The organism is Streptomyces fulvorobeus (assembly GCF_013167895.1).
Classification (GTDB): domain Bacteria; phylum Actinomycetota; class Actinomycetes; order Streptomycetales; family Streptomycetaceae; genus Streptomyces; species Streptomyces fulvorobeus.
In genome coordinates this window covers 1,821,094-1,846,472 of sequence record NZ_BLWC01000001.1, presented here as the reverse complement: position 1 = coordinate 1,846,472, position 25,379 = coordinate 1,821,094, and the positions used below count along the sequence as shown (strand labels likewise).

The 25,379-nt window shown below is 68.8% G+C and carries 22 protein-coding genes and 1 pseudogene; 9 read left to right on the top strand and 14 right to left on the bottom strand.

Annotated features, from left to right (window positions below; all coding sequences use genetic code 11):
- The first annotated feature begins 111 nt into the window (after positions 1-111).
- The gene (locus tag Sfulv_RS08350) at positions 112-1,506 is read left to right on the top strand and encodes a hypothetical protein (protein WP_371874648.1); all 1,395 of its coding nucleotides are present in this window, start codon (positions 112-114) and stop codon (positions 1,504-1,506) included.
- 217 nt (positions 1,507-1,723) lie between these two features.
- On the opposite strand, the gene Sfulv_RS08345 is transcribed toward Sfulv_RS08350, so the two are convergent.
- The 6 genes from Sfulv_RS08345 to Sfulv_RS08320 all read right to left on the bottom strand — a co-directional run bounded on the left by Sfulv_RS08345 (position 1,724) and on the right by Sfulv_RS08320 (position 10,571).
- Entirely contained in the window at positions 1,724-3,343 is a 1,620-nt protein-coding gene (locus Sfulv_RS08345; protein WP_173313091.1) for a glycoside hydrolase family 13 protein, read from the bottom strand.
- A gap of 92 nt (positions 3,344-3,435) precedes the next feature.
- Positions 3,436-6,000, bottom strand: a complete 2,565-nt coding sequence (locus tag Sfulv_RS08340; RefSeq protein WP_173313090.1) for a carbohydrate-binding protein — start codon at positions 5,998-6,000, stop codon at positions 3,436-3,438.
- 216 nt (positions 6,001-6,216) lie between these two features.
- The gene (locus tag Sfulv_RS08335) at positions 6,217-7,104 is read right to left on the bottom strand and encodes a carbohydrate ABC transporter permease (protein WP_173313089.1); all 888 of its coding nucleotides are present in this window, start codon (positions 7,102-7,104) and stop codon (positions 6,217-6,219) included.
- A gap of 10 nt (positions 7,105-7,114) precedes the next feature.
- A complete protein-coding gene (locus tag Sfulv_RS08330; RefSeq protein WP_173317686.1) occupies positions 7,115-7,969 on the bottom strand; it encodes a carbohydrate ABC transporter permease in 855 nt (284 codons plus the stop codon).
- A 99-nt stretch (positions 7,970-8,068) separates the two neighbouring features.
- Positions 8,069-9,313: an extracellular solute-binding protein gene (locus tag Sfulv_RS08325; RefSeq protein WP_173317684.1), complete on the bottom strand. Its 1,245-nt coding sequence runs from the start codon at positions 9,311-9,313 to the stop codon at positions 8,069-8,071.
- 235 nt (positions 9,314-9,548) lie between these two features.
- Positions 9,549-10,571 carry a LacI family DNA-binding transcriptional regulator gene (locus Sfulv_RS08320; RefSeq protein WP_173313088.1) on the bottom strand — a complete coding sequence of 341 codons (1,023 nt, stop codon included), beginning with the start codon at positions 10,569-10,571 and terminating at the stop codon, positions 9,549-9,551.
- 388 nt (positions 10,572-10,959) lie between these two features.
- Here Sfulv_RS08320 and Sfulv_RS31435 point away from each other — a divergent pair, with 388 nt between their 5' ends.
- Positions 10,960-11,280: an AbiJ-related protein gene (locus tag Sfulv_RS31435; RefSeq protein ID WP_371874715.1), complete on the top strand. Its 321-nt coding sequence runs from the start codon at positions 10,960-10,962 to the stop codon at positions 11,278-11,280.
- Positions 11,281-11,556: 276 nt separating this feature from the next.
- Here Sfulv_RS31435 and Sfulv_RS08310 read toward each other — a convergent pair whose 3' ends face one another.
- Genes Sfulv_RS08310 through Sfulv_RS08300 form a run of 4 tightly spaced genes read right to left on the bottom strand, consistent with a single transcriptional unit; the run spans position 11,557 to position 14,553 of the window.
- Positions 11,557-12,210, bottom strand: coding sequence for a DUF305 domain-containing protein (locus Sfulv_RS08310; protein ID WP_173313086.1), 654 nt, complete (start codon positions 12,208-12,210; stop codon positions 11,557-11,559).
- Positions 12,186-12,995, bottom strand: a complete 810-nt coding sequence (locus Sfulv_RS29775; RefSeq protein WP_218578043.1) for a DUF1996 domain-containing protein — start codon at positions 12,993-12,995, stop codon at positions 12,186-12,188. The genes Sfulv_RS08310 and Sfulv_RS29775 overlap by 25 nt, the downstream gene beginning before the upstream one ends.
- On the bottom strand, positions 12,974-13,519 hold the full coding sequence (locus tag Sfulv_RS29770) for a carbohydrate-binding protein (RefSeq protein ID WP_218578042.1): 546 nt from the start codon (positions 13,517-13,519) through the stop codon (positions 12,974-12,976). The genes Sfulv_RS29775 and Sfulv_RS29770 overlap by 22 nt, the downstream gene beginning before the upstream one ends.
- Positions 13,516-14,553, bottom strand: coding sequence for a galactose-binding domain-containing protein (locus tag Sfulv_RS08300; protein ID WP_256668838.1), 1,038 nt, complete (start codon positions 14,551-14,553; stop codon positions 13,516-13,518). Before Sfulv_RS08300 ends, Sfulv_RS29770 begins: the two co-directional genes overlap by 4 nt.
- Before the next feature lie 424 nt (positions 14,554-14,977).
- Here Sfulv_RS08300 and Sfulv_RS08295 point away from each other — a divergent pair, with 424 nt between their 5' ends.
- Positions 14,978-15,970 carry a LacI family DNA-binding transcriptional regulator gene (locus Sfulv_RS08295; protein WP_173313085.1) on the top strand — a complete coding sequence of 331 codons (993 nt, stop codon included), beginning with the start codon at positions 14,978-14,980 and terminating at the stop codon, positions 15,968-15,970.
- Between the two features lie 239 nt (positions 15,971-16,209).
- Here Sfulv_RS08295 and Sfulv_RS30200 read toward each other — a convergent pair.
- The 4 genes and pseudogenes from Sfulv_RS30200 to Sfulv_RS08275 form a co-directional block, all read right to left on the bottom strand.
- Positions 16,210-16,413, bottom strand: a pseudogene (locus tag Sfulv_RS30200) (transposase); the annotation flags it as partial.
- 245 nt (positions 16,414-16,658) lie between these two features.
- Positions 16,659-17,630 (bottom strand): ACP S-malonyltransferase, encoded by a 972-nt coding sequence (locus Sfulv_RS08285; protein WP_173313084.1) that lies wholly within the window; start codon positions 17,628-17,630, stop codon positions 16,659-16,661.
- An 86-nt stretch (positions 17,631-17,716) separates the two neighbouring features.
- Positions 17,717-18,991: a beta-ketoacyl-[acyl-carrier-protein] synthase family protein gene (locus Sfulv_RS08280; RefSeq protein WP_173313083.1), complete on the bottom strand. Its 1,275-nt coding sequence runs from the start codon at positions 18,989-18,991 to the stop codon at positions 17,717-17,719.
- A gap of 43 nt (positions 18,992-19,034) precedes the next feature.
- Positions 19,035-19,292, bottom strand: a complete 258-nt coding sequence (locus Sfulv_RS08275; RefSeq protein WP_173313082.1) for an acyl carrier protein — start codon at positions 19,290-19,292, stop codon at positions 19,035-19,037.
- A 761-nt stretch (positions 19,293-20,053) separates the two neighbouring features.
- On the opposite strand from Sfulv_RS08275, the gene Sfulv_RS29765 reads away from it, so the two are divergent.
- The 6 genes from Sfulv_RS29765 to Sfulv_RS08250 are packed head-to-tail and all read left to right on the top strand — an operon-like array spanning position 20,054 to position 25,160.
- Complete coding sequence (locus Sfulv_RS29765; protein WP_218578041.1) at positions 20,054-20,608, top strand: alpha/beta fold hydrolase; 555 nt, start codon at positions 20,054-20,056, stop codon at positions 20,606-20,608.
- Positions 20,605-21,066, top strand: coding sequence for an alpha/beta fold hydrolase (locus Sfulv_RS29760; RefSeq protein ID WP_218578040.1), 462 nt, complete (start codon positions 20,605-20,607; stop codon positions 21,064-21,066). Before Sfulv_RS29765 ends, Sfulv_RS29760 begins: the two co-directional genes overlap by 4 nt.
- 17 nt (positions 21,067-21,083) lie before the next feature.
- Positions 21,084-22,097 (top strand): 3-oxoacyl-ACP synthase III family protein, encoded by a 1,014-nt coding sequence (locus tag Sfulv_RS08265; RefSeq protein WP_173313081.1) that lies wholly within the window; start codon positions 21,084-21,086, stop codon positions 22,095-22,097.
- Entirely contained in the window at positions 22,094-23,785 is a 1,692-nt protein-coding gene (locus Sfulv_RS08260; protein ID WP_173313080.1) for a fatty acid CoA ligase family protein, read from the top strand. Before Sfulv_RS08265 ends, Sfulv_RS08260 begins: the two co-directional genes overlap by 4 nt.
- Positions 23,782-24,852, top strand: coding sequence for an NAD-dependent epimerase/dehydratase family protein (locus Sfulv_RS08255; RefSeq protein ID WP_173313079.1), 1,071 nt, complete (start codon positions 23,782-23,784; stop codon positions 24,850-24,852). Before Sfulv_RS08260 ends, Sfulv_RS08255 begins: the two co-directional genes overlap by 4 nt.
- Positions 24,849-25,160, top strand: a complete 312-nt coding sequence (locus Sfulv_RS08250; RefSeq protein ID WP_173313078.1) for a hypothetical protein — start codon at positions 24,849-24,851, stop codon at positions 25,158-25,160. Before Sfulv_RS08255 ends, Sfulv_RS08250 begins: the two co-directional genes overlap by 4 nt.
- The last annotated feature ends 219 nt before the right edge of the window (positions 25,161-25,379 follow it).

The window sequence follows — 25,379 nt, the reverse complement described above, 5'->3', positions numbered from 1 at the left end:
CGCACGGGCCGGGCGAGTGCGGCCGTCCACGGACCTCACAGAATCTGACCGTTCGGTGACGCGTCCCCTCGTCACGCGTCTTCGGTGCCCCGACGTGCGTACGGTGCCTGCGTGAAGACCGTGGACCGCACCGAACAAGCCACCGAGCCTGTCCCCGCACACCATCCCCGCCACCTACGTGACCTGGCCGCCGCCGGTGTGGGTGTCGTGCTGGTCGCCGCGGCCGTGCTCGTCGGCAGGGCCTTCGATGACCCCGCCCGCACCCTCTTCGTGCACTGGCCACCGCTGCTCGCCTCCTGGTACCCGCATGTCGGGCCCGGCACATGGGCCGCGCCCACCGTGGCCGCAGCCGTCATCGCCTACGGCCCCGTCCTCGCCGACCGGCTGCGTTGGCGCACCCTGCTCCTCAGCAGCTACGCCGCCGCGCTCGCCTGGGTGTTCTCGCTCGCCCTGATCGACGGCTGGGGCCGCGGCATCGCCGAACGGCTCACCACCAAGCACGAGTACCTGAGGGTCATCAGCCGCTTCGACGACATCGGCGCCGCCCTGCACGGCTTCAACGAGCACATCCTGATCGGCCCGCCCGGCAACTGGCCCGCCCATGTCGCCGGACACCCGCCGGGCGCCACGTTGACCTTCGTCCTGCTGGACCGCGTCGGGCTCGGCGGCGGCGCCTGGGCCGGAGTCTGGTGCATCGTGACCGGCGCCTCCGCCGCGGTGGCCGTCCTGATCGCCGTCCGCACGCTGGCGGACGAACACACGGCCCGCCGCGCCGCCCCGTTCCTCGTCCTCGCACCGGTCGCGATCTGGGCCGGCGCCTCGGCCGACGGCTACTTCACCGCGGTGGCCGCGTGGTCCATCGCCCTGCTCGCCCTGGCCGCGACCCGCACGGTCCGCAGCCCCGCGGCCGCGGCGGTGGGCGCCGGCCTCCTCTTCGGGCTGACCTGCTACCTCAGTTACGGTCTGACGCTCATCGCCATTGTGCTCCTCGCCGTCCTCGTCCTCACCCGCACCCCGCGGCCGCTCCCTCTCTTCCTCCTGGGAGCCCTGGTGGTGCCGGTGGCGTTCACGCTCGCGGGCTTCAACTGGTGGGAGGCGTACCACCTGCTCGTCGAGCGCTACTACCAGGGGGCCGGTGGCGTCCGCCCCTACTCCTACTGGATCTGGGCCAACCTCGCCTGCACCGCACTCGCCGTCGGACCGGCGACACTCGCGGGCCTACGCCGAACCGCGTCAGACTTCCCCGGAACGGTCCGCGCTCTGCGGACCGGGACGACGTCATCGCCGCAGGGCCTGGTCCTGCTCGTGTCGACGGCGCTCCTCGCGCTACTGGTGGCCGACCTGTCCGGGATGAGCAAGGCGGAGACGGAACGGATCTGGCAACCCTTCATGCTCTGGTTGCTCCCCGCTGCCGCGCTCCTGCCCACACCGGGCCGACGCGGCTGGCTCGCCGCGCAGGCGATCGTGGCGCTTACGGTCAACCACCTGCTCTGGACCGGCTGGTAGCCACGAAGCCGTAGCGTTCCCGGCGTGGAGGCGGGACGATGTGAACCCGCACCCGAGAGAGCCCCGCTCGAGCGGTCACGCTCGGCGAGCCACGGTGCTGATCGCCGATACGACGGCCCTGTGCAGCTGTTACGTGGCCACCCGTTCGGGACACGGTGAAGGCGTGGCGCGAGGCCGGCGACGCGTGTGGAGAGGGCACATCGCCGGCCACGGAGGATCAGATGGGGCGAAGCCAGACGCCTGTGTCGGGTGGCAGCAGTCCATCGTGCAGCGGATCCGAGGTGACGAGCACGGTCGTGTGCTCGGGAAGGGGCACCGGCGCGTCGGACAGGTTGATCAGGCAGGAGAAGTCGTCCCCCGTACCGCGGGTGAAGGCGAGGACACCCTCGGGGGATTCGAGCCACTGGATGGGGCCGTCGCCCAGTGCGGGTTCCGCTGCTCGCCGTGCCAGCACCTCACGGTAGAGGCTGAGCATGGAGGCGGGGTCCGCTTCCTGGGCGGCGGCGCTCAGGTGTGCCCAGTCGGCGGGCTGGGGCAGCCAAGGGCGTTCGGCTCCGGCGGCGCTGAAACCGTACGGCTCGGCTTCTCCGTCCCAGGGCAGGGGAACACGGCAGCCGTCCCGACCGGGGTCCTGGCCCTGGGTGCGGTGGTAGATCGGGTCGTCACGCCGTTCCGCGGGGATGTCCTCGACTTCCGGCAGGCCCAGTTCCTCGCCCTGGTAGATGTAGACGGCGCCCGGCAGGGCCATGGTGAGCAGGGCGGCGGCGCGGGCGCGGCGGCGGCCGAGGTCCTCGTCGACGACCGGGTTGTACTGGCGGATACCGGCGGATGTGCTGGTGTCCGGGCGGCCGTAGCGAGTGACGTGACGCGTGACGTCGTGGTTGGACAGCACCCAGGTGCTGGGGGCACCGACCGAGGCATGGGCGGCAAGGGTCTGGTCGATGCAGTCGCGCAGTGCCTTTGCGTCCCAGGCGCAGCCGAGGAAGTCGAAGTTGAAGGCGGTGTGCATCTCGTCGTGGCGCAGGTACTGGGCGAAGCGCGCGGGATCGGCGAGCCAGACCTCGCCGATCAGGGCGCGCTGGTCGGGGTAGGAGTCGGCGACGGCGCGCCAGCCGCGGTAGATCTCGTGGTTCTCGTCGAGGTCCACATACGGGTGCGGGTCGGGGAAGACGGCGTGGTCGTAGTCGGGCAGCATCGGGTCCTTGCTGCACATGGCGGCGGAGTCGATGCGGATGCCGTCGATCCCGCGGTCGAACCAGAAGCGGAGGATGTCCTCGTATTCGGAGCGTACGGCGGGGCTGCGCCAGTTGAGGTCGGGCTGTTCGGGGGCGAACAGGTGCAGGTACCACTGCCCGTCCTCGACGCGCGTCCAGGCGGGGCCTCCGAATATCGACTGCCATTCGTTCGGGGGCAGTTGTCTGTTCTCGCCGCGCCCGTCGCGGAACCAGAACAGGTCACGCTCCGGGGACCCGGGTGGGGAGCCGACGGCCTTGAGGAACCATGCGTGCTCGTTGGAGACGTGGTTGGGTACGACGTCGACGATGACGCGGATGCCGCGCTGGTGGGCTTCGGTGATGAGCTGTTCGGCTTCGCCGAGGGTACCGAAACGGGGATCGATCTGCCGGAAGTCGGTGACGTCGTACCCCGCGTCGGCCATCGGGGACAGGTACCAAGGGCTGAACCAGATCGCTTCGATGCCGAGGTTTTCCAGGTAGTCCAGGCGGCCCCGTACGCCGGCCAGGTCACCGATGCCGTCACCGTTGCCGTCGGCGAAGCTGCGCGGGTAGAGCTGGTAGATGGCGGCGTGGCGCCACCACTGGGTCGTACGGGGGGTCATTGCAACCTGCCTTGTCTGGGAGTGCGTGAAGGGTGCGGGCCCGGCCGGCGGGGAGACTTGGGCCGGGGCGGGCCCGCGGTCGGTCGGCGGGTTTACCAGCCGGAGTTTCCGCTGCCGCGCTGGACGGTGAAGCCACCGGCCGCGTTCAGCGGCTCACCCGCGGTGGCGCGGACGGTGACGCCGGTGAAGGTGCCCTTGCCGGAGGCGTTGATCTCGATGCCGTGATGGCCGGTGGTGTCGATGGTGGTACTGGAGACCCGGAGGTCGGCCACGTTCTTCAGGTAGGAGACGAGCAGGCCGCTGTGGGTGCTGTCGGCGACAGTGTTGCCGGTGATGATCACCGGGGTGGTGATCGGGTGGACGTCGGCGTAGACCCAGACGGCGCCGAGCTTGGCGTTCCAGTTGAGTTCCATGCTGCCGGTACGGCGCAGGACGTTGCCGGAGACCGTGGTGGTGCCGCTGAACGGCACCCCGAAGCGGGTGCTGACGGCGACGCCCGCGGCGGAGGTGACGGTGTCGGAGATGAGGTTGTTCTCGATGCTGTTGCCGCTGCCGCCGTAGATGGCGGCGCCGTTGGCCAGCGTGGGCAACTGGATGGTGTTGTTACGGAAGGCGCTGTCGCTGACCGAGTCCGGGTCCGACCACATGGCCATGCCGTCGTCGCCCGTCCCGCGGATGCTGCTGTTGGAGACGACGGTGTTCCGTACGTTGCCGCGCAGGTTGACGCCGTCGGCGTAGGTGTTGCGGATACGCAGGTCGGCGGCCTTCAGACCGTCGGTCGGTGCGGTGATCCACAGGCCGACCTTGGTGTGCTGGATCCAGACGTTGCGGATGACGGAGTTGGTGCCGAAGTCACCTTCGATCGCCGCGTGTCCACCCGCATCGTCACGGACGGTGTTCTGGCCGTCGATCATCAGGTCCTCGACGGTGCTGGTGCCGCCCCGGCCGAGCAGGCCGCCCTTGAGGCCGGTGCCGCGCAGGACGGTGTGCCAGACGCCCGCGCCGCGCAGCTTCACCCCCGAGAGGTTGATGTGGTCGGAGATCGTGTAGGTGCCGGCGGGCAGCCACAGGCCCGCGCCCTGGCTCTTGGCCCTCTCCAGTGCGGTGTTGAGGGCGGAGGTGTCGTCCTGGTTGTCGTTCGGTGTGACGCCGAGGTTCCTGGCGGAGACGTAGCCACTGGGCAGGGTACCGACCGCGCCGGTCTCCTCCGCCTCCAACAGGTCGACGGTGTAGGAGGCGGCGGTGTCCGCGGCGTCCTTCTGGAGGCGCAGGACGGTGTTGGCCGGCAGCGTCCTGCCGAGGCTGAGGCGGGTCTCGTCGAAGAAGCGGTGGCCCTTCCCCTCGCCTGGGCTGTTGGTGTACGGGTAGTTGCCGTACACCCAGGCGTAGCGCGAGGTCAGCGGGAGGTCGGGCAGCGCCTGGCCGTCCGCGTAGACGCTGAGGGAGGCGTCGATGCCCCGTCCGTCACTGCTGTCCGGCAGGGAGTACCGCAGGTTGATCGCGTTGGCGGGTTTGGTCAGCGTGAACTCGACGTAGTCACCGGTCCGTGTCAGCTTGACGGCTTTACGACCGGATGCCTCCGAGGCCGGGGTGAGGTAGGTGCGGTCGGGGCCGATGGGCGTGGCGTTGGTCCGGCCCGCTTCGGCCTCGTAGGTGGTGAAGGGCAGGGTGGCGCCGACGCCGCCCGGGGCCGGTTCGCCCGGACCGCCGGGATCGCCGGGGCCGGCGGGAGTGGCCGCGGTGAGGTGGTCGATGTTGACGTTGCCGCTGTCGCTGCTGGTGAAGGTCAGCGCGACGGTGTTGGTGCCCTTGGCGTAGGAGACCGGCACCGCGGTGGTGGACCAGGTGGACCAGCCGCTGGTGGCCGGCAGGGTGACCTGGGTGGTTGCCCCGCCCATGGACAGGGTCAGTGTCTTGTTGGAGCCGGTGCCGTTGGCGTAGCGGACGGTGACGGTGCCCGCACCGTCGTAGGCGGACTGCACGCTGGTGGAGAGGGAGGCGCGGCCCTTGTTGCCGTCGGTGAAACCGCCGACGTAACCGGTTCCGGTGTAGCCGGCGTGTTCCCGCTGCACCACCGCACCGCCCGACAGCCCCGCGGACTCGGCCTGGATGACGGAAGGGTCGCCGGGCTGCTCGGCGTCGGGGGTGGTGGCGGAGAGGTTGTCCAGATTGACGTTGCCGCTGTCGCCGGCCGTGAACGTCAGGGCGATCGTGTTGGTGCCCTTGGTGAAGGCGTGAGGAATCTCGGCCGTGGACCAGGTGGACCAGTTACTGGTGGCCGGCAGGGTGACCTGGCGCACAGTGACTCCGCCTGCCGACAAGGTCAGCGTCTTGGCCGACCCGGTGCCGTTGGCGTAGCGGACCTTGACCGACCCGGTGCCCGCGTACGCCGACTGCACGCTGTAGGTGGTCGAGGCCCGGCCCTTGTTGGCGTCGGTGAAACCACCGACGTAGCCGGTGCCGGTGTAGCCGGTGTGCTCCCGCTGTACGACCGCACCACCCGACAGCCCCGCCGCCTCGGCTTCCAGGGTGGTACTGGCGGCATAGGCCGGAGCCGGCGCTGCCAGGCTGTAGGAGACGGTGCCGGCGAGGGCGAGGAGGAGGGCGGATATCGCGGAAGTGGTTCTGGGGAGGGGGGTTGTCCGTGGGGTCGACACAGCGGTGTGTCCTTCCGGTGCAGGGGCGGTTCGGCCCTGGAGGTGCCGGCGGGGCCGGCGGGGATTGCGCCACTGGGCTGGGATGCCCGCGTCGGCGCGAGGCGTAGGCCATGGGTGGTGCCCTGGTAGTGGATGGGCAGCACTTGGCCGGCAGAGGGAGGCGCGCTTCCCCCGGGGCGGCGGGGAAGCGGGTGCCAGGTGGGGCGTGGTGCCGGTTCAGCCCTTGAGGCTGCCGGCGGTCAGTCCGGCGATGATGTGCCGCTGGAAGATCAGGAAGATGACCAGCAGCGGAATGGAGGCCATGACCATGCCGGCCAGGAGCTGGTTGGCGGGCATGAACTCGGCCAAGCGGTTGAGGGCGACGGTGATGGGCTGGCGTGCCGGGTCGGGCAGGACGAGCAGCGGCCAGAGGAAGTCCTTCCAGACGCCGACGACCGCGAAGATCGAGACCACCGCGAGGACGGGGCGGGACAGCGGAAGCACGACCCACAGCAGTACGCGAACGGGTCCGGCACCGTCCAGCCGTGCCGATTCCAGCAGTTCGGCGGGAATCTGGTCGAAGAACCTCTTGAGGATGAAGATGTTGAAGGCGTTGGCGCAGGCCGGCAACCAGATCGCCCAGGGAGTGTTGATCAGGTTGACATGGATGAACGGCAGGTCGGCGACGGTCAGGTACGTCGGAACCAGCAACGCGGACACCGGGAGCATGAGGGTGGCCAGCATCATGCCGAGGACGACGTTGCCGAGGACGGGGCGCAGCTTCGACAAGGCGTAGGCGGCGGCGACGTCGACCAGGAGCTGGATGAGCCAGGCCCCCACGGCCAGCAGCAGCGTGTTGAGGAAGTACTGGCCGAGGCCCACGTTGGTCCATGCCTGGCTGTAGGACTCCGGGTGCCAGCTCTGCGGCAGCAGACTCGGGTCCGGGTCGGCCAGTTCGGCGGAGGACTTGAGTGCGCCGCTGGCCATCCAGTACAGAGGGAAGACGAACGCGAGGGTGAAGCCGAGGACGGTCAGGACCAGGACGAACCGGTAGAGGAGGCGGCCGGTGCGGCGGTTCATCTCGCTGGGGGCGATGAGCGTACGCTCGGTGGAGGCGGCGGGCATGGTCTTCCTTTCAGCCCTTGCTGCGGGTCAGGCGCAGATAGAGCGCGGCGAACAGCCCCAGGACGACGAACAGCAGGGTGCTCATGGCACTGGCCATGCCGAAGTCGTTGTAGACGAACGCGTACCGGTAGAGCAGCAGCAGGACGGTGACGGTGGCGTCGTCGGGGCCTCCGCCGGTCAGGACGAACGGTTCGACGAACACCTGCATGGTCCCGATGACCTGGAGCAGCAAGGTGATCATCAGGATGAACCGCATCTGCGGGATCGTCACGTGCCGCAGCCGCTGGCGGACGGACGCGCCGTCCAGTTCGGCCGCCTCGTACAGCTCACCGGGGATCGATCCGAGCGCCGCGAGGTAGATCAGTGTGGTCGTGCCCATGTTGGCCCAGGTGGCGACCAGGACCAGGGAGATCATGGCGAGGTGTTCCGACTCCAACCACTGCTGGGCCGGCAGGTGGAAGACCTCCAGGACGTTGTTGAACAGGCCCGGGCCCGGATCGTAGAACCAGCGCCACAGCAGCATGGTGACGATCGGCGGCAGCATCACCGGCAGATAGACCGTCATCCGCAGATAGGAGCGGGCGTGGCGGAACTCGTTGAGTACCACCGCGACCGCGAACGGGGCGGCGAAACCGAAGACGAGGGCCAGGAGGGTGAAGTAGCCGGTGTTCGTCCACGCGGTGGCGAACAGCGGGTCGTCGAAGAGCCGCTGGTAGTTCTCCCAGCCCACCCAGGTGGCGGGCTGGGAGAAGGTGACCTCCTGGAAGCCCAGCAGCAGCCCTCTGACGATCGGGTACCAGGAGAACAGGGCGAAGCAGAGCAGTCCCGCGCTGAGGAACGCGTAGGCGGTGAGGTTCTCGCGGATGCGGCGCCGACGCCTTCGGGGGCCTTCACGGTGTCCTTCTGCGGCTCGTCGGCGTGTTTCGGTGTCCGGAGTGTCCGGATGAGGGTCGGAGCCGCCATGTCACTTGACCGTCGCGAGTATGCCGTCGACCTTCTTGGACGCATCAGCCAACAGCTGGTCGAGGTCGGCGTCCTTCTTCGTCAGAACCGCCTGCATGACCCCGTCCAGGACGGTGTAGATCTGCTGCGCGTTCGGCGGCTCGACCTTCTGCTCCAGGCCGGCGTTCCGCTCGACGAACGGCTTGTAGTTGCCCTGCGGGACGTTGGCGTACTTGGCGTGGGCCGCGTCCTGCTTGGCCTGCGCCTGTCCGGAGAACAGCCGGTCCAGCGGCAGGCCGATAGGCACGTCGTTGCCTGAGGCGCGCTTGTCCTCGAACTCGGTGCGGTCGGGGTTCAGGTACTTCCACTGGACCCACTCGATGCCGGCCTTGATCTTCTCCGGCGTCGCCCTGGGGTTGAACATGAAGCCGTTCCCGCCGCCGAGGGTCGCCTCGCCCGGCATGGCGGCCACACCGTACTCCTCGTACTCGCGCTCGAACTGCTTGACGATGGTGGGGATGTTGTCCGGCCCGGCCATGTACATACCGAGCTTGCCGGCGCCCATCATCTTCTGGACGTCCTCGATCTGCAGCAGCTGCCTGGAGCCCATCGAGTTGTCGCTCCAGCGCATGTCGTGCAGCATCTGCAGGGAATTGCGGCCGGCTTCGCTGTCGAAGGCCGCCTTCCACGCGCCGTCCTTCCGCACGGCGATGTCACCGCCCATGGAATAGACCCATGACGTCAGGTGCCAGCCGCCCTGGTTGTTCTTGCTGTAGTCGGCGTAACCGACCGTGCCCTCACCCAGCGCGCTGATCTTCTTCGCGGCCTCGCGGACCTCCTCCCACGTGGCCGGCGGGGCGTCCGGGTCCAGGCCGGCCTTCTTGAACAGGTCGCGGTTGTAGATCAGACCCAGTGAGTACTGCCCGTTGGGCAGGCCGTAGAGCTTGTCGTCCGGACCGGTGAACACCTTCAAGAACTCTGGCTTGATGTCCTTGAAGTACGGCATGTCCTTCACGTACGTGCTGATGTCGGCGCCCTGGCGCCGCTGGATGAGACCGGCAGGGTCGGTGAAGTAGACGTAGTAGACGTCCTCCAGCTGGCCGCCGGCCAGCTTGGCGGAGAACGTCTTGGGGTCCATCTGCCCCTCACGGGCGTCAATCCTGATCTTCGGGTGTTCCTTCTCGAAGGCTCTGACGTCTTCCTCGAAGTACCTGCGGTCCACCGGCTGCGTCTTCGGAGGCATGTTGTTCACGGTGATCGTGACCACGCCGTCCCTGGTGCCCGACGAGGGCGAGCCGCCGCAGGCTGCCAGCCCTCCGGTGAGAGCGCAGGCTATGCCCGCGGCGATGACACTTCGACGGCTTCGGGTTCCAGCCATGACGGACCGACCTTCCTTGAATGTGCCGCGCTCGCCGGTTCTGTCAACCGAAGCGCCAGCAGACATGCAGAAGGTAGAAGTCGCTGCTGTAAAAAGTCAATGACAAGTTGCAAAATATTGATACCTAGCCCTGTGATGGAGAGGCGGGCGGGCGTCCGGTCGACATCCGCACGATCAACTCCGCCTGGAACAGGATCACCCCGGCCGCCGTCTGCCGGCCGTCCATCTGCGCGACCAGCCCGTTCACCGCCGCGTCCGCCATGGCTGCCACCGGCTGCCTGGACGTCGTCAGTGGCGGATCGACGGATCCCATGAACGCCGAATCGTCGAACCCGACGACCGACACGTCACCCGGAACCTCCAACCCTCGGCGGCGCACACCCCGGACGGCCCCGAGAGCCAGCACATCGCTACCGCAAATGACAGCGGTAACACCCTGGCGCAGCAGCTCCTGGACGGCCGAGGCTCCCGCTTCCAGCGAGAACAGGGCGTGGGCGACCCAGGGCAGCCACCGCCCCGACGCGACCTCCTTGGCCTGCCAGAAGTCCGCGAAACCGGAGAGCTTCCTCGCGGACGGAACGTGCCCGCCGGGGCCGATCAGCAGCCCTATGCGCTCATGCCCCATACCGTCCAGGTGCACCATCGCCTGCCGCACGGCATACGCGTCGTCAGCGGCGACCTGCACCGCGTCCGGGTTCTCATCAGCCGCGTTGACCAGCACGACGGGCACCTGACGCTCTTTCAGTGCCGCCCCCTGCTCGGTGCCGGCATCGGCGTAGCTGGAGCCGACGAAAATGATTCCCCCGATGTCCTGCGCGAGGAGCATGTCGATGTAATTCGCCTCGGACACCCCGTCAGCTGTGCGGGTGCAAAGAACTGGAATGAATCCCCGCTTGTTCAGGCGTTCCGCCAGGGCCTCGGCGAAGGCCGGGAACACCGGGTTCTGGAGGTCGGGCACCACCAGTCCCACCAACGGCGAACGCTCCGCCGCCATGGCGGCCGGACGCTGGAGCCCGATCACATCAAGCGCCCTCAGGACACGCTCCCGCGTGCCCTCGGCGACCGCCGGACTCCCGTTGAGCACCCGACGGACCGTCACTTCACTCACGCCCGCGAACTCCGCCACCCGCATCAGCTTCATCGTCACGAGGATCAAGATACACCGCACACGCAAAAACCGATCAGCCTTACGCAAATTTTGGCAAGAAGAGCTCGGTTCTTTTGGGACCGCTCACAAGTGCCTGATCAGGTGGGCCGTGGACGCGGCACCCGGAGCCCGGCCCCCGGGCGGATCCCCGGTGCCGGATCGTGCTCCCGGTCGCAGCGACTGCGGCGAAGCGCGCCGCGTCGGCATGCGCCTCGCGCACGGGAGCGGCGTCGACCCCCTCGATGCCGGAGTACTGGCCGACTTGTGGCGTCGGCAGCCGATGACGCCCGCCTACTGCATCGAGCTGAGCCTCAAGGATCTGGAACCGGCCACCGCCCGGACTACAGCGAGGCACCGCGCGACGAGGGCCGTCAGATGAGCCGCTTCGCTGCGCTTACCGGCATGTCGACGCTCCTGGACCGACCTCCAGTCGGCAACAGTCAGCTTTCGACCGTCCGCGCCGATATCGCAGCACCGGTTGAACAACTACGACCCGCCCGACCACTGGATCTTCGAGGACTCCCGCTTGGAGCTCTCCCACGGACCGGACGAGGTACCGCTCACCTTTCTGGCGCGGATGGCCCACCCTGAAGTGGCAGCTGATGCCGATCAGGCTATGAGGCACGTCGAGGCGCTGAACGTGCTGCCGGCACCGGACGGATGGGGTCCGCGTGCGCACGAGTTCCTCTCGGGCCCGCCCCCTGTATGAGCCGGTACGAGTTCCGCCTAGAGGCCGCCAACTCGTGGCCGGCGACGAGGCCCGACTGGCCCAACTGCTGACTACCCAGGACCGGATGACGGTTCTCTGGTTCCACGAATGACGCCACACCGAACCCGCGCCCCAAACTGGCTGCCGCGTGACGGCTGTTCGCAGCCTCGCTGTCCACGTTGCCACGTCCAGCATGCTCACAGCCGCTATCGCGGGTGTGCCAGGGGCGTATCGGGTCGTGATCGATCTGCGCGTTTCGGGTCTGAGTCGAACGATTTACAGTGCCGGGGTCCGCGAGGCGACAGACGTCCTGGACACGGTGGCGTCCGGCCCGGGCGCCACCGTGGTCTCGTCGCCGGACGTCGCAGGCTGTGCTGCTCGCAGCTTGTCCAGTTGGGTGATCTGCTCGGCCGTGCTCCTCGCGATGGCTGCGGCCAGTTCCGTCGCCTCGTCGGCCTGGCCGTGGGTCTGCTCGTCGGCGCAGAGCAACCGGGACTGCGTGAAGTCGGCGCGCAGCGCGTCGATGAGGATCCGGTCGAACGCCTGGCCGTTGGTGGCTGCCGCCTTTTCGAGGGTGCCGAGGCTCACCATGCCCGGCATGTCGTGTCCCTCGTGGGGGTGGGTATCGGGGGCGCCTGAGAGACGCAGCACCGCGCGCAGTCGGCGGAGGTCTCCGCGCAGTGTCGATCCGGTCTTCGCCGCCAGCTGGGCCAGGCTCGGGTCCGCCGTGCGGGAGGGGGCCAGATCGGTCAGGAGTTGTGCGCGCTCGGCCATGGGGATCATCAACAGGATCCAAGCGGTGTCGGTGGCGTTGAAGGCCGGTCCCGGCGACGAGCCGGCCGTCGGCTGCGAGGTGCAGCCGACGGCCAGCAGCGCCACCACCATGGCGCACGCCGACCACAGGGTCAGAAGGTGCCGGCGGAGTTGCACTTGGCCTTCTGGGTGATGCAGTCCTTCACGCGGTGCCCGAGACCGGCGTTGTCCCAGGCGTTGAAGAAGTCGCCGTGGATGGACGATGCCATGCCCGAGGCCAGCCGGAAGCCCGCGGTGCTGCCGCTGGTCGGATAGCTGACGACGAAGGAGATGTTGGGGATGGCGACGGGGTAGGCGCCGCTGCACTTGCCGTCGTAGGTGGTCGCCACGTGTGACTTGTGGTCGGGACTGTCGAGGTTCTTCCCGTCCCAGCAGTCGGGGAAGACGAGTTGATGGGTGAGATGGGCCTTCGGGGCGCAGCGCGGCCAGTTGCCGTCGGCGCTGCGGCCGATCTCACCGCCCTCGCCGGCGCACCAGTACTGGCCCGGCGAGCCCGCCGGGGTGGGCGTCTGGGTCTTGGCGTTGCCCGCGATCATGCGGAACCCCTGTGGGAAGGGCACGGTCGCCGAGGGGTCGATGAGTCGGGAACCGTAGTACACGATCATGCTCTCGGCTTCGACGGCCTTGTCGCCTTCGTACAGGGTCGGGATCCAGTACGCCGAGAGGTCGTTTGCCGGGGTGCAACTGGTGGGTGTGTTGGTCAGCAGCGACTGGGTGGTGGAGAACGCGTCGGTGCTCTTGTTGCCGAAGAAGCTGTGCATGTGGGACGCACCGGGCAGGCCCGGCAGGACGATGGGGTCGTCCGGCTTGGAGTGGCTGTAGGAGCAGGTGGCGTTGAACTCCGGGACCCGGACGATGCCGGCGGGCACGGCGGCGGGCGTCATCGCACGGAACTGCGCCAACTGGGCGTCCCACTTGGCCTGGTCGATGGGGATCCATCCGGCCGCGGGCTGTCGCCCGCGCCGACGAAGGAGAACCAGTTGATGTTGACGAAGTCACCGGCCGCCGTGCTGCGCAGCACGGCGAACACCGTCTGTGACCCGGTGGGGTGGGTGGTGACGTCGGTGGCCTGTGTGGCCCAGGTCTGCCAACCACCGGTCGGGGAGACCGGTATGACGGCGAGCAGTGGTCCGGTCAGGCTGCCGGTCCGGAATTCCACCGTACCCGAGCCGACGGCGGACGCGATCCGGGCCGATACCGTCAACCGGCCGGCCGCGCCGAGGTCGACGTTGTCGTAGCGCATCCAGTCGCCGTTGGCGAGGAACGCGGCATTCTGCCCGCCCCCGGTGTCCCCGGTCGCCTCCCAAGCGACACCCGACTGGGCTGCGTAGGACTCGGCCTGGACGGTGACCGTCGCGGCCTGGGCCTGCTGGGTCGATACGGTCAAGCTCAGGGCGGCGGCCAGCACGATCGCCAGAGTGCTCACCAACAGTGTGTACAGATGGGCGGGATATCTGCGCATTTCACTTCCTTACGGGCATCGGGGGTGAGGGGTCTGCTCGCCGAAGTGCAGCGATGGGAGAGCGGGAGGCGGACAGTGGCGTTTGCCCGCAAAGGGATTTGGGTGTCTCGGACCGCCGCCCACGGGGGGGCGGAGCCGCCCGGGGCCTTCGCGGTCAACGGGTACGGGGCGCCGATTCCACCCCCGCCGTTGTAGGCGGGCGCGTGGACGGTCGAGTAAGCGGTCTTCACGTCCTTGCCGAGGATTTCCATGATGTCGGTCTCGCCGTTGTAGGGCCACGGTCGGCTCGTCAGGAAGTCGCCGCCCATCATCCAGAACGCGGGCCACAGACCGTTGCCCTTGGGCACCTTGATGCGTGCTTCGACGCGCCCGTGGGTGAACTGGAACGTCGCGCCGGTGTTCATCCGGGCCGAGGTGTACTGACACGTGGTGCTGCCGCTCAGCGGGTCACGCGGGCACGACGATCCGGCGGTGGCCTCCGTGCGTGCTTCCCTCACCAGGTGTCCCGCCCCGTCCAGTGAGGCGTTGTAGTGGTCGGTGTAGTACTCCAGCTCCTTGTTCGGCCGGGTGCCCGGATCGGCTCTCCACTTCGAGGAGTCGGGCCTGCTGCCTGCGGCGCCGTCGAAATCGTCGCTCCACACCAGCCGTGGCGGGTTCGCTGGGTCACTGGGCAGGGGCGGAGCCTGTATCGGATCGCCGCCGGTGCCGGAAACAGTCAGGTTCTGGGTGCCGCCCGTGCCCGCGGCTGTCTGGTGGACGACGGTCCACCTCTCCGCGTCGCTCGGGACCTCGATCCTGAACGCCGTGCCGTATGCGGCTTCCCAGGTGAGGGCGACCCGGCTGATCCCGGCACTTGCCCCGAGGTCGACCTGAAGCCACTGCGGGTCGGCGAAGGCGCTGGACCAGCGCGGCCCGGGGGCGCCGTCGGCGGCGCTACGAGCGCTGAAGTTGCCCTCGGTACTTGAGGAGATGGCGTGCTTTCCCTGAGAGAGCAGCACCTCCGCCGCCTGCGCGGAAGGGGCAGGGAGAGCGATGAAAGCGAGCGGTGCGGTTGCGAGGGCCAAAAATAAGCTGAAGCGACGCAGCGGCGCTTGCATGGGCGACTCCTCAAATGGGAGACGTGAGGGAGCGCTCCCTGACTGGGAGAATGAAGGGACTGGTGAGGGCTGTCAAGCTCTGTTTCACCTCGAAAAAAGAGCGAGTTAACACCCACGACGAATGGAGGGAGCGGTTTCTCATGGTCTACGCGGTGCGCCGACAGCCACGGGGTGGCGCTGCGGGAGCGCCTTTCCGAGCACGCTCATGCCGCCCCGGCCTGCGGATACGCTGCTCGCATCGCCATGACGCAGAGCCGGAGGTCTCCCTGATGAGAAAACCCGCCCCGCGCACGAACCCGGGCGGCGGCACAGGGGACGGACGGGTATGAGACGCCCCACTCTCGATGTGGTGGCCGCCCGAGCGGGCGTGTCCAAATCGAGCGTCTCCCGGGTCATCAACGGCGAGACGACGGTCGCCCCGCAGATCCGAGACGTCGTCCTGCGCGCCGTGAAGGAGTTGGGCTACGTACCCAACGGGGCGGCACGCAATCTCGTCACCCGCCGCACAGACACCCTCGCCGTGGTGGTGTCCGACCCGCCTCAAGGCGTCGTCTCCGACGATCCTCTCTTCTCCACCGTGGTCCGCGCCGTCAGCAGAGAGCTCGAGACGGCGGGCAAACGGCTCGTGCTCATGCTCGCGGAATCGGACCGGAGCCGGACCAGAGTCGTGCAGTACATCGCCGGCGGGCATGTGGACGGCGTGCTCCTGGTCGCCTTGCACGGTACGGATCCCCTGCCGGCCGCACTGGCCCGGCAGGGCCTGCCTGTCGTGTCCTTCAACCGCACTTCCGCACAGGACGTCCCGTACGTCGCGCTGGACAACGCCGGCGGAGCGGCGCTGGCCGTGCGTCATCTCCTGGAGCGCGATCGGCGCCGGATCGCCACCATCACCGGGCCGCTCGAACTGTACGAGGCGCGTGAGCGCCTCGATGGCTACCGTCAGACGCTCCGTGACACCGGCCGTCGCTCCATCGTGGCACTGGGCGACTTCACCAGAGCCTCTGGCGCCGAAGCCATGCGACAGCTCCTGGAGGACGACCCCGACCTCGATGCGGTGTTCGCAGCCAACGACCTGATGGCGATAGGAGCCCTGCGCACCCTCCATCAAGCGGGCCGACGCGTCCCCGAAGACGTGGCGGTCATCGGCTTCGACGACATAGAAGCCGCGTCCTACACCAGTCCCGCGCTCACCTCGGTGCGCAGCCCGATGGCCGACCAGGCGACCGCCGCCGTCCACCTGCTCCTCGGCCTGATCGACGGCGGCCCCACAGGGCCGGTGATCATGCCGAACGAACTCGTCGTGCGCGAGTCGGGCTGATTTCCCGTCAGCACGCTTCGCCCGCAGGGTGAGCGCCGGTGCCGACGGTGCTCCGCTCGCGCCGGGGCTACGCGTCTGCCCCGGCGCGTTCTTTGCGGGACGTCAGGAGCGGAGAGCGTGTGCCCTCGGTACTTCGCTCCGGCTCGTCGACTGGTGGAGAAGGCGTCCCGTGCCGCCGGCGCGGTCGTGGAGGTGCGCTGGTGCCGTTTCCATCGCTGGGCCGGCTCGGGGCAGGCGGGAACCGGCCGTGAGCCGCGCCCTGTGTAGGCCGGGATGCGCGGCTGTGCGTTCTCGGGGTGTGCGGTGGTCGTGGTCGAGATGCCCACCACGTAGTCGAGACCGCGTTCTTCCTGGCCGAGCCGGAATGCGGCGGTGTCACCGTAGCCGCCGTCGATGATGACCTGGGGCATTTCGATGCCCCAGGACCGCGTCTCGTCGATCATGTCGAGGGCCAGCTGCCACCTCTTGATATGTCTACCTGGGCAGAGATGACGCACTTGCCACGGCGGGCCACTCTGGCCGGATCGGCCTTGGGCGAGGAGGGATCCTCGCTCCCTGGCAGGAACAGAGGCCAGTTCACCGTCGCCGAAGCGCCCGTGGCAGCCATGCAGCGAGACTCCGGTGGGTGCGGCCGGGCGGTGTGGCCGCGAGGCGCTGCTACTCCGTCGCGAGTTCGCCCGCCCCGGCGTCAAAGTGGATCAGGTCCAAGCGTGGTGGTGGCGAGGCGGCGTGTGATGGCGTCGGGATCGGTTCGGCCTCGTAGGGGGGCGATCGTCACGGCGGCGGGGAGGACGGCCCCTACCAGGGAGGACAGCAGGGCGCCGGGTCCGGAGTCGATGTAGATGACGGCGCCTTGTCGGTGGAGGCGATGCAGGGATGTCTGGAAGAGCACGGGGTGGTTCAGGTGCTGGGTGGCGAGTTTCCGGATGTGTTGGAGGGTGGGTGCGGGGCGAGCCAGGGCGGAGGAGTAGAGAGGGACCGCGGGCAGGCGTACGTCGGCAGTTTCCATCCAGGTGTCGAGCACGGTGGCGACGGTGGTGAGCAGTGGGTGGTGGTAGCTGGTACGGCTGGGCAAAGGGGCGCAGCGGGTTCCCGCGGCGCGGGCGAGGGTGTGGAGGATACGCAGTTCTCCGAGCGGGCCGGAGACGACTGTCTGCTGGGGTGCGTTGTCGCCGGCGATGCGGGTGTGGTGCAAGCCGAGGGTTGCGAGGAGGGCTACCACCTCGGCGACGGGCAGGGCCAGGGCGAGCATGCCGGAGGCGTCGGGAGCGGTGGGTGGGGGCAGGGCGCGTAGCAGGGTGTGCCGGGCGTGGAGGAGGCGGGCGCCGGTTTCGGTGGTGATGGCTTCGGCGACGGCCATGGCTGCGATGTCGCCGACGCTGTGGCCCATGACCCACTGTGGGCGGCTGCGGAAGTGGTGACGAAGGGCGTTGCCGCAGGCGACGGTTCCGGTGTAGGTGGCCAGGTCGAAGGCGAGGGGGTCGAGGGCCAGGAGATCAGCGGGTTGTGGGGCGTCACGGTCGGTGAGCAGCCGGGTGACAGGGTGTGCGGTGCGGGGTGTGACGTCGTCGACGGTGGCGAGGACGGTGGCGACGTCGGGGAGGTGCTGTACGGCGGTGAGGGCACCGGGCCGGTAGGCCCCCTGGCCCGGGCAGAGCATGACGGCACTCCGGCCGGATGTGGTGGCGGCCGGAGCCGGGCGGGCGCGGGCGGCGGGAGAACCTCGGGGGCATGGGGTGGAGGGGGTCATGACGGGCCGCGCAGCACCAAGGCGACGTTATGGCCGCCGAAGCCGAGGCTGGTGCTGAGGGCTGCGATGTCTCCGGCGGGCAGCTCGCGTGGTTGAGCACCGACGATGTCGAGGTCGATGCCCTCTCCTGTTTCCTCCAGGGTGCACGTGGGCGGTGCGATGCGGTGGGCGAGGGCGAGGACGGTGGTCAGGGCCTCAAGGGCGCCGGCGGCTCCGAGGGTGTGACCGAAGGCGGCCTTGGTGGCGGAAACGACGGCGTTGTCCGTGGCTGAGGCGAGGGCAGTACGCAGTGCCCTGGCCTCGGCGAGGTCGCCGACGGGGGTGGAGGTGGCGTGGGCGTTGATGTGGCGGATGCGGGACGCCTCGATGCCGGCGTCGGCCAATGCGCCGGTGATGGCCTGCACCGTTCCGGCGCTGTCAGGGCTGGGCTGGGCGACGTGATGACTGTCGTTGCTCATGCCGGCACCGGCCAGGTATCCGTAGATGCGGGCGCCGCGGCGGCGCGCGAAGTCGGCGTTCTCCAGGACCAGCATGGCCGCGCCTTCGCCCAGGACGAAGCCGTCCCGTGTGGCGTCAAAGGGACGGGATGCCCGGTGGGGTTCGTCGTTGCGGCGGGACAGGGCGCGCATTCGGGAGAAGCCGGCGACTATCAGGGGATGCAGTGCCGCATCGGTGCCGCCGGCCATGGCGACCGTGGCCTGGCCGTCGCGGATGAGGCGGAGGGCGAGGGCGAGGGCTTCGGCGCCGGAGGCACAGGCGCTGACGGGAACGTGAACGGATGCCCGGGCGCCGATGAGGAGACCCACCTGTGCCGCGGCACGGTTGGGCAGGATCATGGGGATGCAACGCGGGTCGACGCGGGAGGGGCCCTCCCGCAGCAGAAGGTCGTACTGGTGGAAATTGCTGAGGTAGCTGCCGACGGCCACCCCGATCACCGCCGCTACTCGTGTGGCGGTGACCGCGCTGTCGTCGCTGGTGGCGGGGGTGTGGTAGCCGGCGTCGTGCCACGCTTCCCTGGCGGCGATCAGGGCTAACTGGGCGTTGCGGTCGGTATGACGGACCTGAGCGGCGCTCAGCTGTGTGGCGGGGTCCACTGCGGCGGGGGCGGCGATCCGCACCGGCAGGGGGTGGCCGCACTGCGCGCTGAGGTCGAAGCGGCACACACCGGTCTTGCCTGCGAGTAGGGATTGCCAGGTGGTGGGGACGTCACCGCCGAGGGGCGTGGTGGCGCCCAGGCCGGTGATGGCGACATGGCAGGGGGAGTGGGTCACGGATTTGCTCCCGGGGGATGAGGGATACGGGGTGCGGGGAGTCTCACGCGGGGGTGTTGGTGGCTTCGATGATGTAGTCGACGGTCTGGCGCACGGTGTGGAGCTCTTCGGCGTCCTCCTCAGGGACCTTGATGCTCCAGTGCTCCTCGATGGCCGCGATGACCTCGAGCCTGGCGAGCGAGTCGATGTCCAGGTCGTCTTTGAGGTCGCTGTCCCACTCGATGTCTGCGGGTGCGAGGTCCTCGACCGTCCTGTCGAGGAGTGCGACGAGGGCCTGGTGGACGGACTGTTCGGATTTCATGGATTTCTCCTTGGACAGGTGGCGGACTGCGTCTGCGCAGCGATCGCCGGGGCGGGGTTTCACGGACATTTGCGTCGTGGGCGGCGAAACGGCCCTGGTCGCGGATATGCCTGGATGCTTCCTCGTCCGGCATCTCGCATTTTATGTGGGAACGCCATGGGCGATCTCCCTCGACTACAGATACCACCCCATCCGGCAGGCAAATAAATTAACGCTTTTCGGTGCGGTCTCAATGAGAACACGGGGCAAATGAATAACACCCACCACAGTGGCGAGCTGAATTAGCAGAAGCAAAGGCCGCCTCTTTCTGTCACATGCGCACCTGTGGACTCCCATTTACGTAAAAGTGTGGATTTCCAGCCGAAAGAGCTGGTCATCTGCGGAGAGAAATGCGCCACTCGTTGCCCTCTGTACTGCCGCGAGCTGCGCAGGAGGAAGATTCGGTAATAATTTTCGGCTGGAAATCGAGTGCGAGTTATCGGACATCGACGAGTTTCCCTGCTTGACTCCACACCGTCATGACAACTAAAAGAGGAAAAGGTGATTCGCCGACTGCGTGCACCATGTCGCCTCTCCGCGACTCCTCACCCTGGCCTCCGTTCCGCATCCAGATTCGTGCACGAAGATCCCAGGGCGCCGTTCGCGCCACGTCCTTCCTCTGGCTGGATCCGCACACGATGCTGTCGGACAGGCGGAACCGAAACACCGGAAAATGATCGTGAGCAGGCTTCCTCATGCTCTCGCAAGGAAGGTAGGAATTCGTGACTCCAGAAGAATTGAGCGCTGCCGGATACCCTTTTTCTCCCCACTGGTACGGGCACCCCGGCGGCGCCCGCCAGCACTACGTGGACGAGGGGGCGGGCGAGCCGGTCATGCTGCTCCACGGAAACCCCACCTGGAGTTACTACTGGCGTCACCTCATCCAGGGTCTGCGCGGCTCCTACCGCTGCATCGCACCCGACCACATCGGGATGGGACTCTCCGGCCGGCCCGACGAGCGCCACCACTCCTACTCCGCCATGCAGCGCCTGACGGACCTGCAAAGACTCACAGACCACCTCATCAAGGAGCGCGGAGTCGCCGACCGGGGTTGGACGCTGGTGGCCCACGACTGGGGCGGAACCATCGGCATGGCCCTGGCTCGCCGCAATCCGGGCCTCGTGCGGCGCTTGGTGCTGCTCAACACCACAGCCTTCCCCTGGCCGCACGACTACCGCCTCCCCCTCGCGCTGCGCCTCATCCGCAACCACCAGTGGGCGGCGCGAATGGTCCACACGAGCAATGCGTTCGTCAGGGCTGCTGCCCGGCGGGGGTGACACGGCCACTGCCGGCCGAGGTTCGCCGCGCGTACGGCGCCCCCTACCGCAGGGCGCGCCACCGGCTCGCGATCGTCCGCTTCGTACAGGACATCCCCCTGCACCCTTCCGACCCGGCGTGGCCCCTCATGGAGGGCGCCGAGAGGGAGGACGCGGCCCTGGCCGAACTGCCGGCGCTCATCGGCTGGGGTGAGAAGGACCCGGTCTTCACCGAGACGCTGCTGCGGGAGTGGCAGCGGCGGCTCCCGAAAGCGCAGGTGCACCGCTATCCGCAGGCCGGCCACTACGTCCTGGAGGACGCGGGCCGCGCGCTCATCCCGGCCATCCAGGATTTTCTCGCCGCGACCCCACCCGCGGGACAGCTCGATGCGCCCCGGCCCACCCCGGTCACCGGCAACCGGGAGACGTCCGAAACGCCACGGCGCGCGCCGCACCACTCGGGCGACGAGCCCCGATGAGGGAAAGGGGAGAGGCCATGGAGAGCAAGGTGTACACACGCATTCGCGAGGTAGCGGTAGAAGTGCCCGACGGACGCCAGAGCGTGGCCGAACTCGACGCGATGCTGCGTTCGGCAGCGGGCGATCTGCCCGTGCCGGATCAGCCACTGGAGCGTCTGTACGGGCTGAAGAGCCGCGTGATCGCGCCGCCTGACGCCTACCCGTCCACCCTGGCGACAGCCGCAGCCCGTAAGGCCCTCGACCGCGCGGACTGTCCGGCTTCCGACATCGATCTGCTGATCTACGCGGCCGTCACCTCCGACATGGAGGAACCGGCCACCGCCCATATCGTGGGCGCCGCACTGGGAACACGGTGTCCCGCCTTCGACGTGAAGAACGCCTGCAACGCGGTGATCAACGCCCTGGAGATCGCGGACGCCCTGATCCGGCGCGGCAGTTACCGACGGGTCCTCATCGTCAGCGGCGAGGTGCTCTCCCGGTTCGCCCGCCGCCGAATCCACGACCGGGCCGACCTGACCCTGGCCCTGGCGACGTTCACCGGCGCGGACCTGGGATCGGCCCTGCTGGTGGAGGCATCTCCCGAACCGGGCATCATTGCCAGCCGTTTCGCCGCCGACTCCAGCGGCTGGGCCACCGCCTACCTGCCTAACGCCTTCGCCCAGGGCAACCATGACGGGCAACTCACCGAGGCGCGCATCGACTCGGCCGGGCTGGTCGCCGCGTTCGAACGCGGCCCCGTCAAAGAGGCCATGGCTCTCCTCACCGACCTGGACATCGCGCCGGACACGGTGGACTTCGCCTGCTTCCACCAGCCGTCGGTCAACCTGCTGCACAGGCTGTGCCGGCACTCCGGCATCCCGGACGACCGGACGGTGACGACGGTGCCCCACTACGGCAACGTCGGCTCCGGGTCCCTGCCCCTCCAACTCGACCTGGCAAAGCGGAGCGGACGGCTGCACCGCGGCGACCGCGTGGTGCTGATCGGCGTGGCCAGCGGCGTGAGCATCGGCGTCATGGTGCTGCAGTGGTGAGCCCTGTCACGGCCGTCCCCGAACTGCTGGAGGCATTCGCCGAGCAGGCCAGGAACCGGCCCACGGCACCCGTGCTGCACCGCCCCGCCCGCCGGGGCGGCCATACCGCCACCACCTACGCCGAACTGCGGGCACAGGTGCAGTTGACGGCCCCGGCGCTCACCACCGCGGGCGTCATACCCGGCACCCGGGTCGTGGTGATGGTCCGTGACGGGCTGGAATTCCTCACCGACGTGTACGCGCTGATCCTCCTGGGCGCCGTGCCCGTCCTCATCGACCCCGGACTGCCCCACGATGCGGTACGCGGCTGCCTGGAGGAGATCGCCCCCCAGGCGTTCATCGGACAGCCGAAGGCCCACGCCGCCCGCACCGTGCTGGGCTGGGCACGGCACACCGCCACCCTCTGCCTCAGCACCGCCTCACGCCCCTGGGGGCCGTGGCCGCGCCTGAACGACCTGCGCCGCGGCGCCCACGACTCTCCCGTGCCCGCCCCCACGCGTGTGGCCGACGACGCACTGGCCTTCATCGCCTTCACCTCGGGGTCGACCGGAGAGCCCAAGGGTGTGCAGTACACCTACCGGCAGCTCGGCCAGCAGGCGCATCACGTGGGTGACGCTTTCGGTATCCGCGCCGGCGCTCCTGTCCTTTCGGCCTTCCTCCCCTTCACTCTGTACCTGCCGGCGCTGGGCGCCCACACCGTGCTTCCCGTCTTCGACCCGCGCCGCCCCGCCGATACCGACCCGAGGTCGATCATCCAGGCCATCCAGCACTTCCAGGCCCGCGCCCTGTTCGGCTCACCCGCACTCCTGCACAACCTGGCCCGGCACTGCTCCGCACACGGCCTGCGCCTGGACGGTCTCCTCGACATCGCCACCTTCGGCGCCCCGCTCACCCCGGTTGTGCTGGACCTGCTCGATCGCTGCGTGCCCGCGGCCTGCCGAATACGCAGCGTCTACGGCGCCACGGAGTGCCTGCCCGCCAGCATCGCCGACCGCGACGACCTGCGCGGCGCCAGGACCGATCCCCCGGCGCCCGGCACCCCGGTCGGCGTGCCGGTACCCCGGCTCACCGTCCGCATCATCGCGCCCGACCTACCCGCCACCGGCCTCCTGGCCGACGCCCCGGCACTGGAACCGGGCGCCATCGGCGAGATCACCGTCAGCGGCCCTCATGTGAGCCGCGCCTACTTCGGGCAGCCGCGGGCCAACGCGCAAGCGAAGATCAAGGACGGACAGCGGACCGTTCACCGCACCGGGGACCTGGGCTGGCTCGACGACAAAGGCCGCCTGTTCTACTGCGGCCGCAAGGCACACGCCGTACACACCACCGGCGGCACCCTGTACACCGAACAGATCGAAGCGCCCTGCAACAGCCTGCCCGGCATCGCACGCACCGCTCTGGTCGGCGTCGGCAGCCCCGGACGGCAGCGGGCCGTTCTGTGCATCGAGCTCGAACGGTCCGGAAACCGACACCACACCGCTGACCTCGAACAACGGGTGCGCCAACGGTTGCACGGCCTGCCCGGCGGCGAGCTGATCGAGCACTTACTCATCCATCCCGGGTTCCCGGTCGACATCCGGCACAACGCCAAGATCGAACGCGGAAAGCTTGCCCGGTGGGCAGCCCGTGCCCTTCCCGCGCCCCGCACCGCGCGGGCAGCCGCCACCGCCACGGAGGACAGGCCATGAAGGTACTCGTCACCGGCGGCACCGGCTTCCTCGGTCGCGCCGTGTGCCAACGCCTCCTCACCGCCGGCTACGCCGTGCGCTCCCTGGCCCGCCACCCCAGCCGGCACCTTGATCCCGGCATCCAGCAGGTCACCGGCGACCTGCGGGACACCTGCCGGCTGCGCGCCGCGGTGCACGGCTGCCAAGCCGTCGTCCACACCGCCGCCCGAGCGAGCATCTGGGGCGCCAGGCAGGACTTCCACGCCATCAACGCCCAGGGGACAGAGCGCCTCCTGGCCGTCTGCCGCACACAAGGCGTGGAACGCTTCGTGCACACATCGAGCGCCAGCGTCGTCTTCAACGGAGATCATCTGCGTGGTGCCGACGAATCCCAGCCCTATCCCCGGCGCTTCCTGGCTCCCTATCCCTGGTCCAAAGCCATCGCAGAACGCGCCGTGCTGGCCGCCAACTCCCCGGCTCTCGCCACCACAGCCCTGCGGGTACACCTCATCTGGGGACCGGGAGACCCGCACTTCCTGCCGCAGCTGCTCAAAGCAGCCGGCTCCGGACGGCTGTCCCTGATCGGAGACGGCACCAACCTCATCGACACCGTCTACATCGACAACGCCGCCGACGCCCACCTGGCCGCCCTGGAACGGCTCACCTACACCGCACCACCAGCGGGAAAGGCGTACTTCATCACCCAGGGGCAGCCCGTGACCCTGGAACATATGGTCTGCGCCCTTTTGAGGGCCGCCGGCGCCCAGGTGCCTTCCGTGCGCCACATCCCGCACCGGCCCGCCGCGGCAGCGGCCCGCATGGCCGAACTGCTGTGGCGGGCGCGACGGCGGACCGACGCCCCTCCCCTCACCCGTTTCCTCGTCGCCGAATTGGCCCACGATCACTACTTCGACATCTCCGCGGCAAGGCGTGATCTGCGCTACCGGCCGACGACGTCAATCGACGCGGGTCTCGCCCGCCTCGCGGACGCCTGCCACCGGCAGACCGCCACCCACGTCCTTCCCACACCGCTGACCGGCGATGCGGGATCCCCGTCCCACACCCTCTCAACCCAGGAGGACCGATGACCCGCAAGGACAACACTGAACGTACCGGTTTGACCCGCTTGCTCGGCAGTATCGCCGACAGCTCCAAGGAGTTCATCGACGGCACCCTGGACCGCGTCTGGGACACCGAACGCGACCTGCGCCGCGGTCTGACCCGCGCCGTGGAGAACCGCGGACCCCACAACGACCCCGACTCCCGCTACGGCGGGCGATACCCCGCCGAACGGGGCGCCGATTACGACGACAGCGGACGAGGACACGACCCGCGCCCGGCCCAACGCCGCGCCGACGCGCCCCCGCGTCACGAGGAGCGCCAGGAACAGCGGTAGCGGGACCGCAGTCCGGCCAGCAGAGGTCCCCGTGCCTGTGTGGATTCCTCAGAAGCACAGGTCAAGGCCACGACAGCCGACGCGGCGCAGGTATCCGAACAGGCGCTTGACGGACCTCAGCACCAGCAGCGCACCCGGACCTGCGCCGTAGGCCCCGTATCCGAAAACCGTGCACAGCGGCGCCCGCCCCGTCGTCAGGCGCCGTCGTGCCTCCACATG

Bases quoted from the DNA above. Each gene is read 5' to 3' on its own strand.
- Sfulv_RS08345 (WP_173313091.1), bottom strand. From the start codon at position 3,343: ATGACCCCCCGTACGACCCAGTGGTGGCGCCACGCCGCCATCTACCAG.
- Sfulv_RS08275 (WP_173313082.1), bottom strand. From the start codon at position 19,292: ATGAAATCCGAACAGTCCGTCCACCAGGCCCTCGTCGCACTCCTCGAC.
- Sfulv_RS08265 (WP_173313081.1), top strand. From the start codon at position 21,084: ATGGAGAGCAAGGTGTACACACGCATTCGCGAGGTAGCGGTAGAAGTG.
- Sfulv_RS08250 (WP_173313078.1), top strand. From the start codon at position 24,849: ATGACCCGCAAGGACAACACTGAACGTACCGGTTTGACCCGCTTGCTC.
- Sfulv_RS08335 (WP_173313089.1), bottom strand. From the start codon at position 7,104: ATGCCCGCCGCCTCCACCGAGCGTACGCTCATCGCCCCCAGCGAGATG.
- Sfulv_RS08255 (WP_173313079.1), top strand. From the start codon at position 23,782: ATGAAGGTACTCGTCACCGGCGGCACCGGCTTCCTCGGTCGCGCCGTG.
- Sfulv_RS08295 (WP_173313085.1), top strand. From the start codon at position 14,978: ATGAGACGCCCCACTCTCGATGTGGTGGCCGCCCGAGCGGGCGTGTCC.
- Sfulv_RS08285 (WP_173313084.1), bottom strand. From the start codon at position 17,630: ATGCTCTGCCCGGGCCAGGGGGCCTACCGGCCCGGTGCCCTCACCGCC.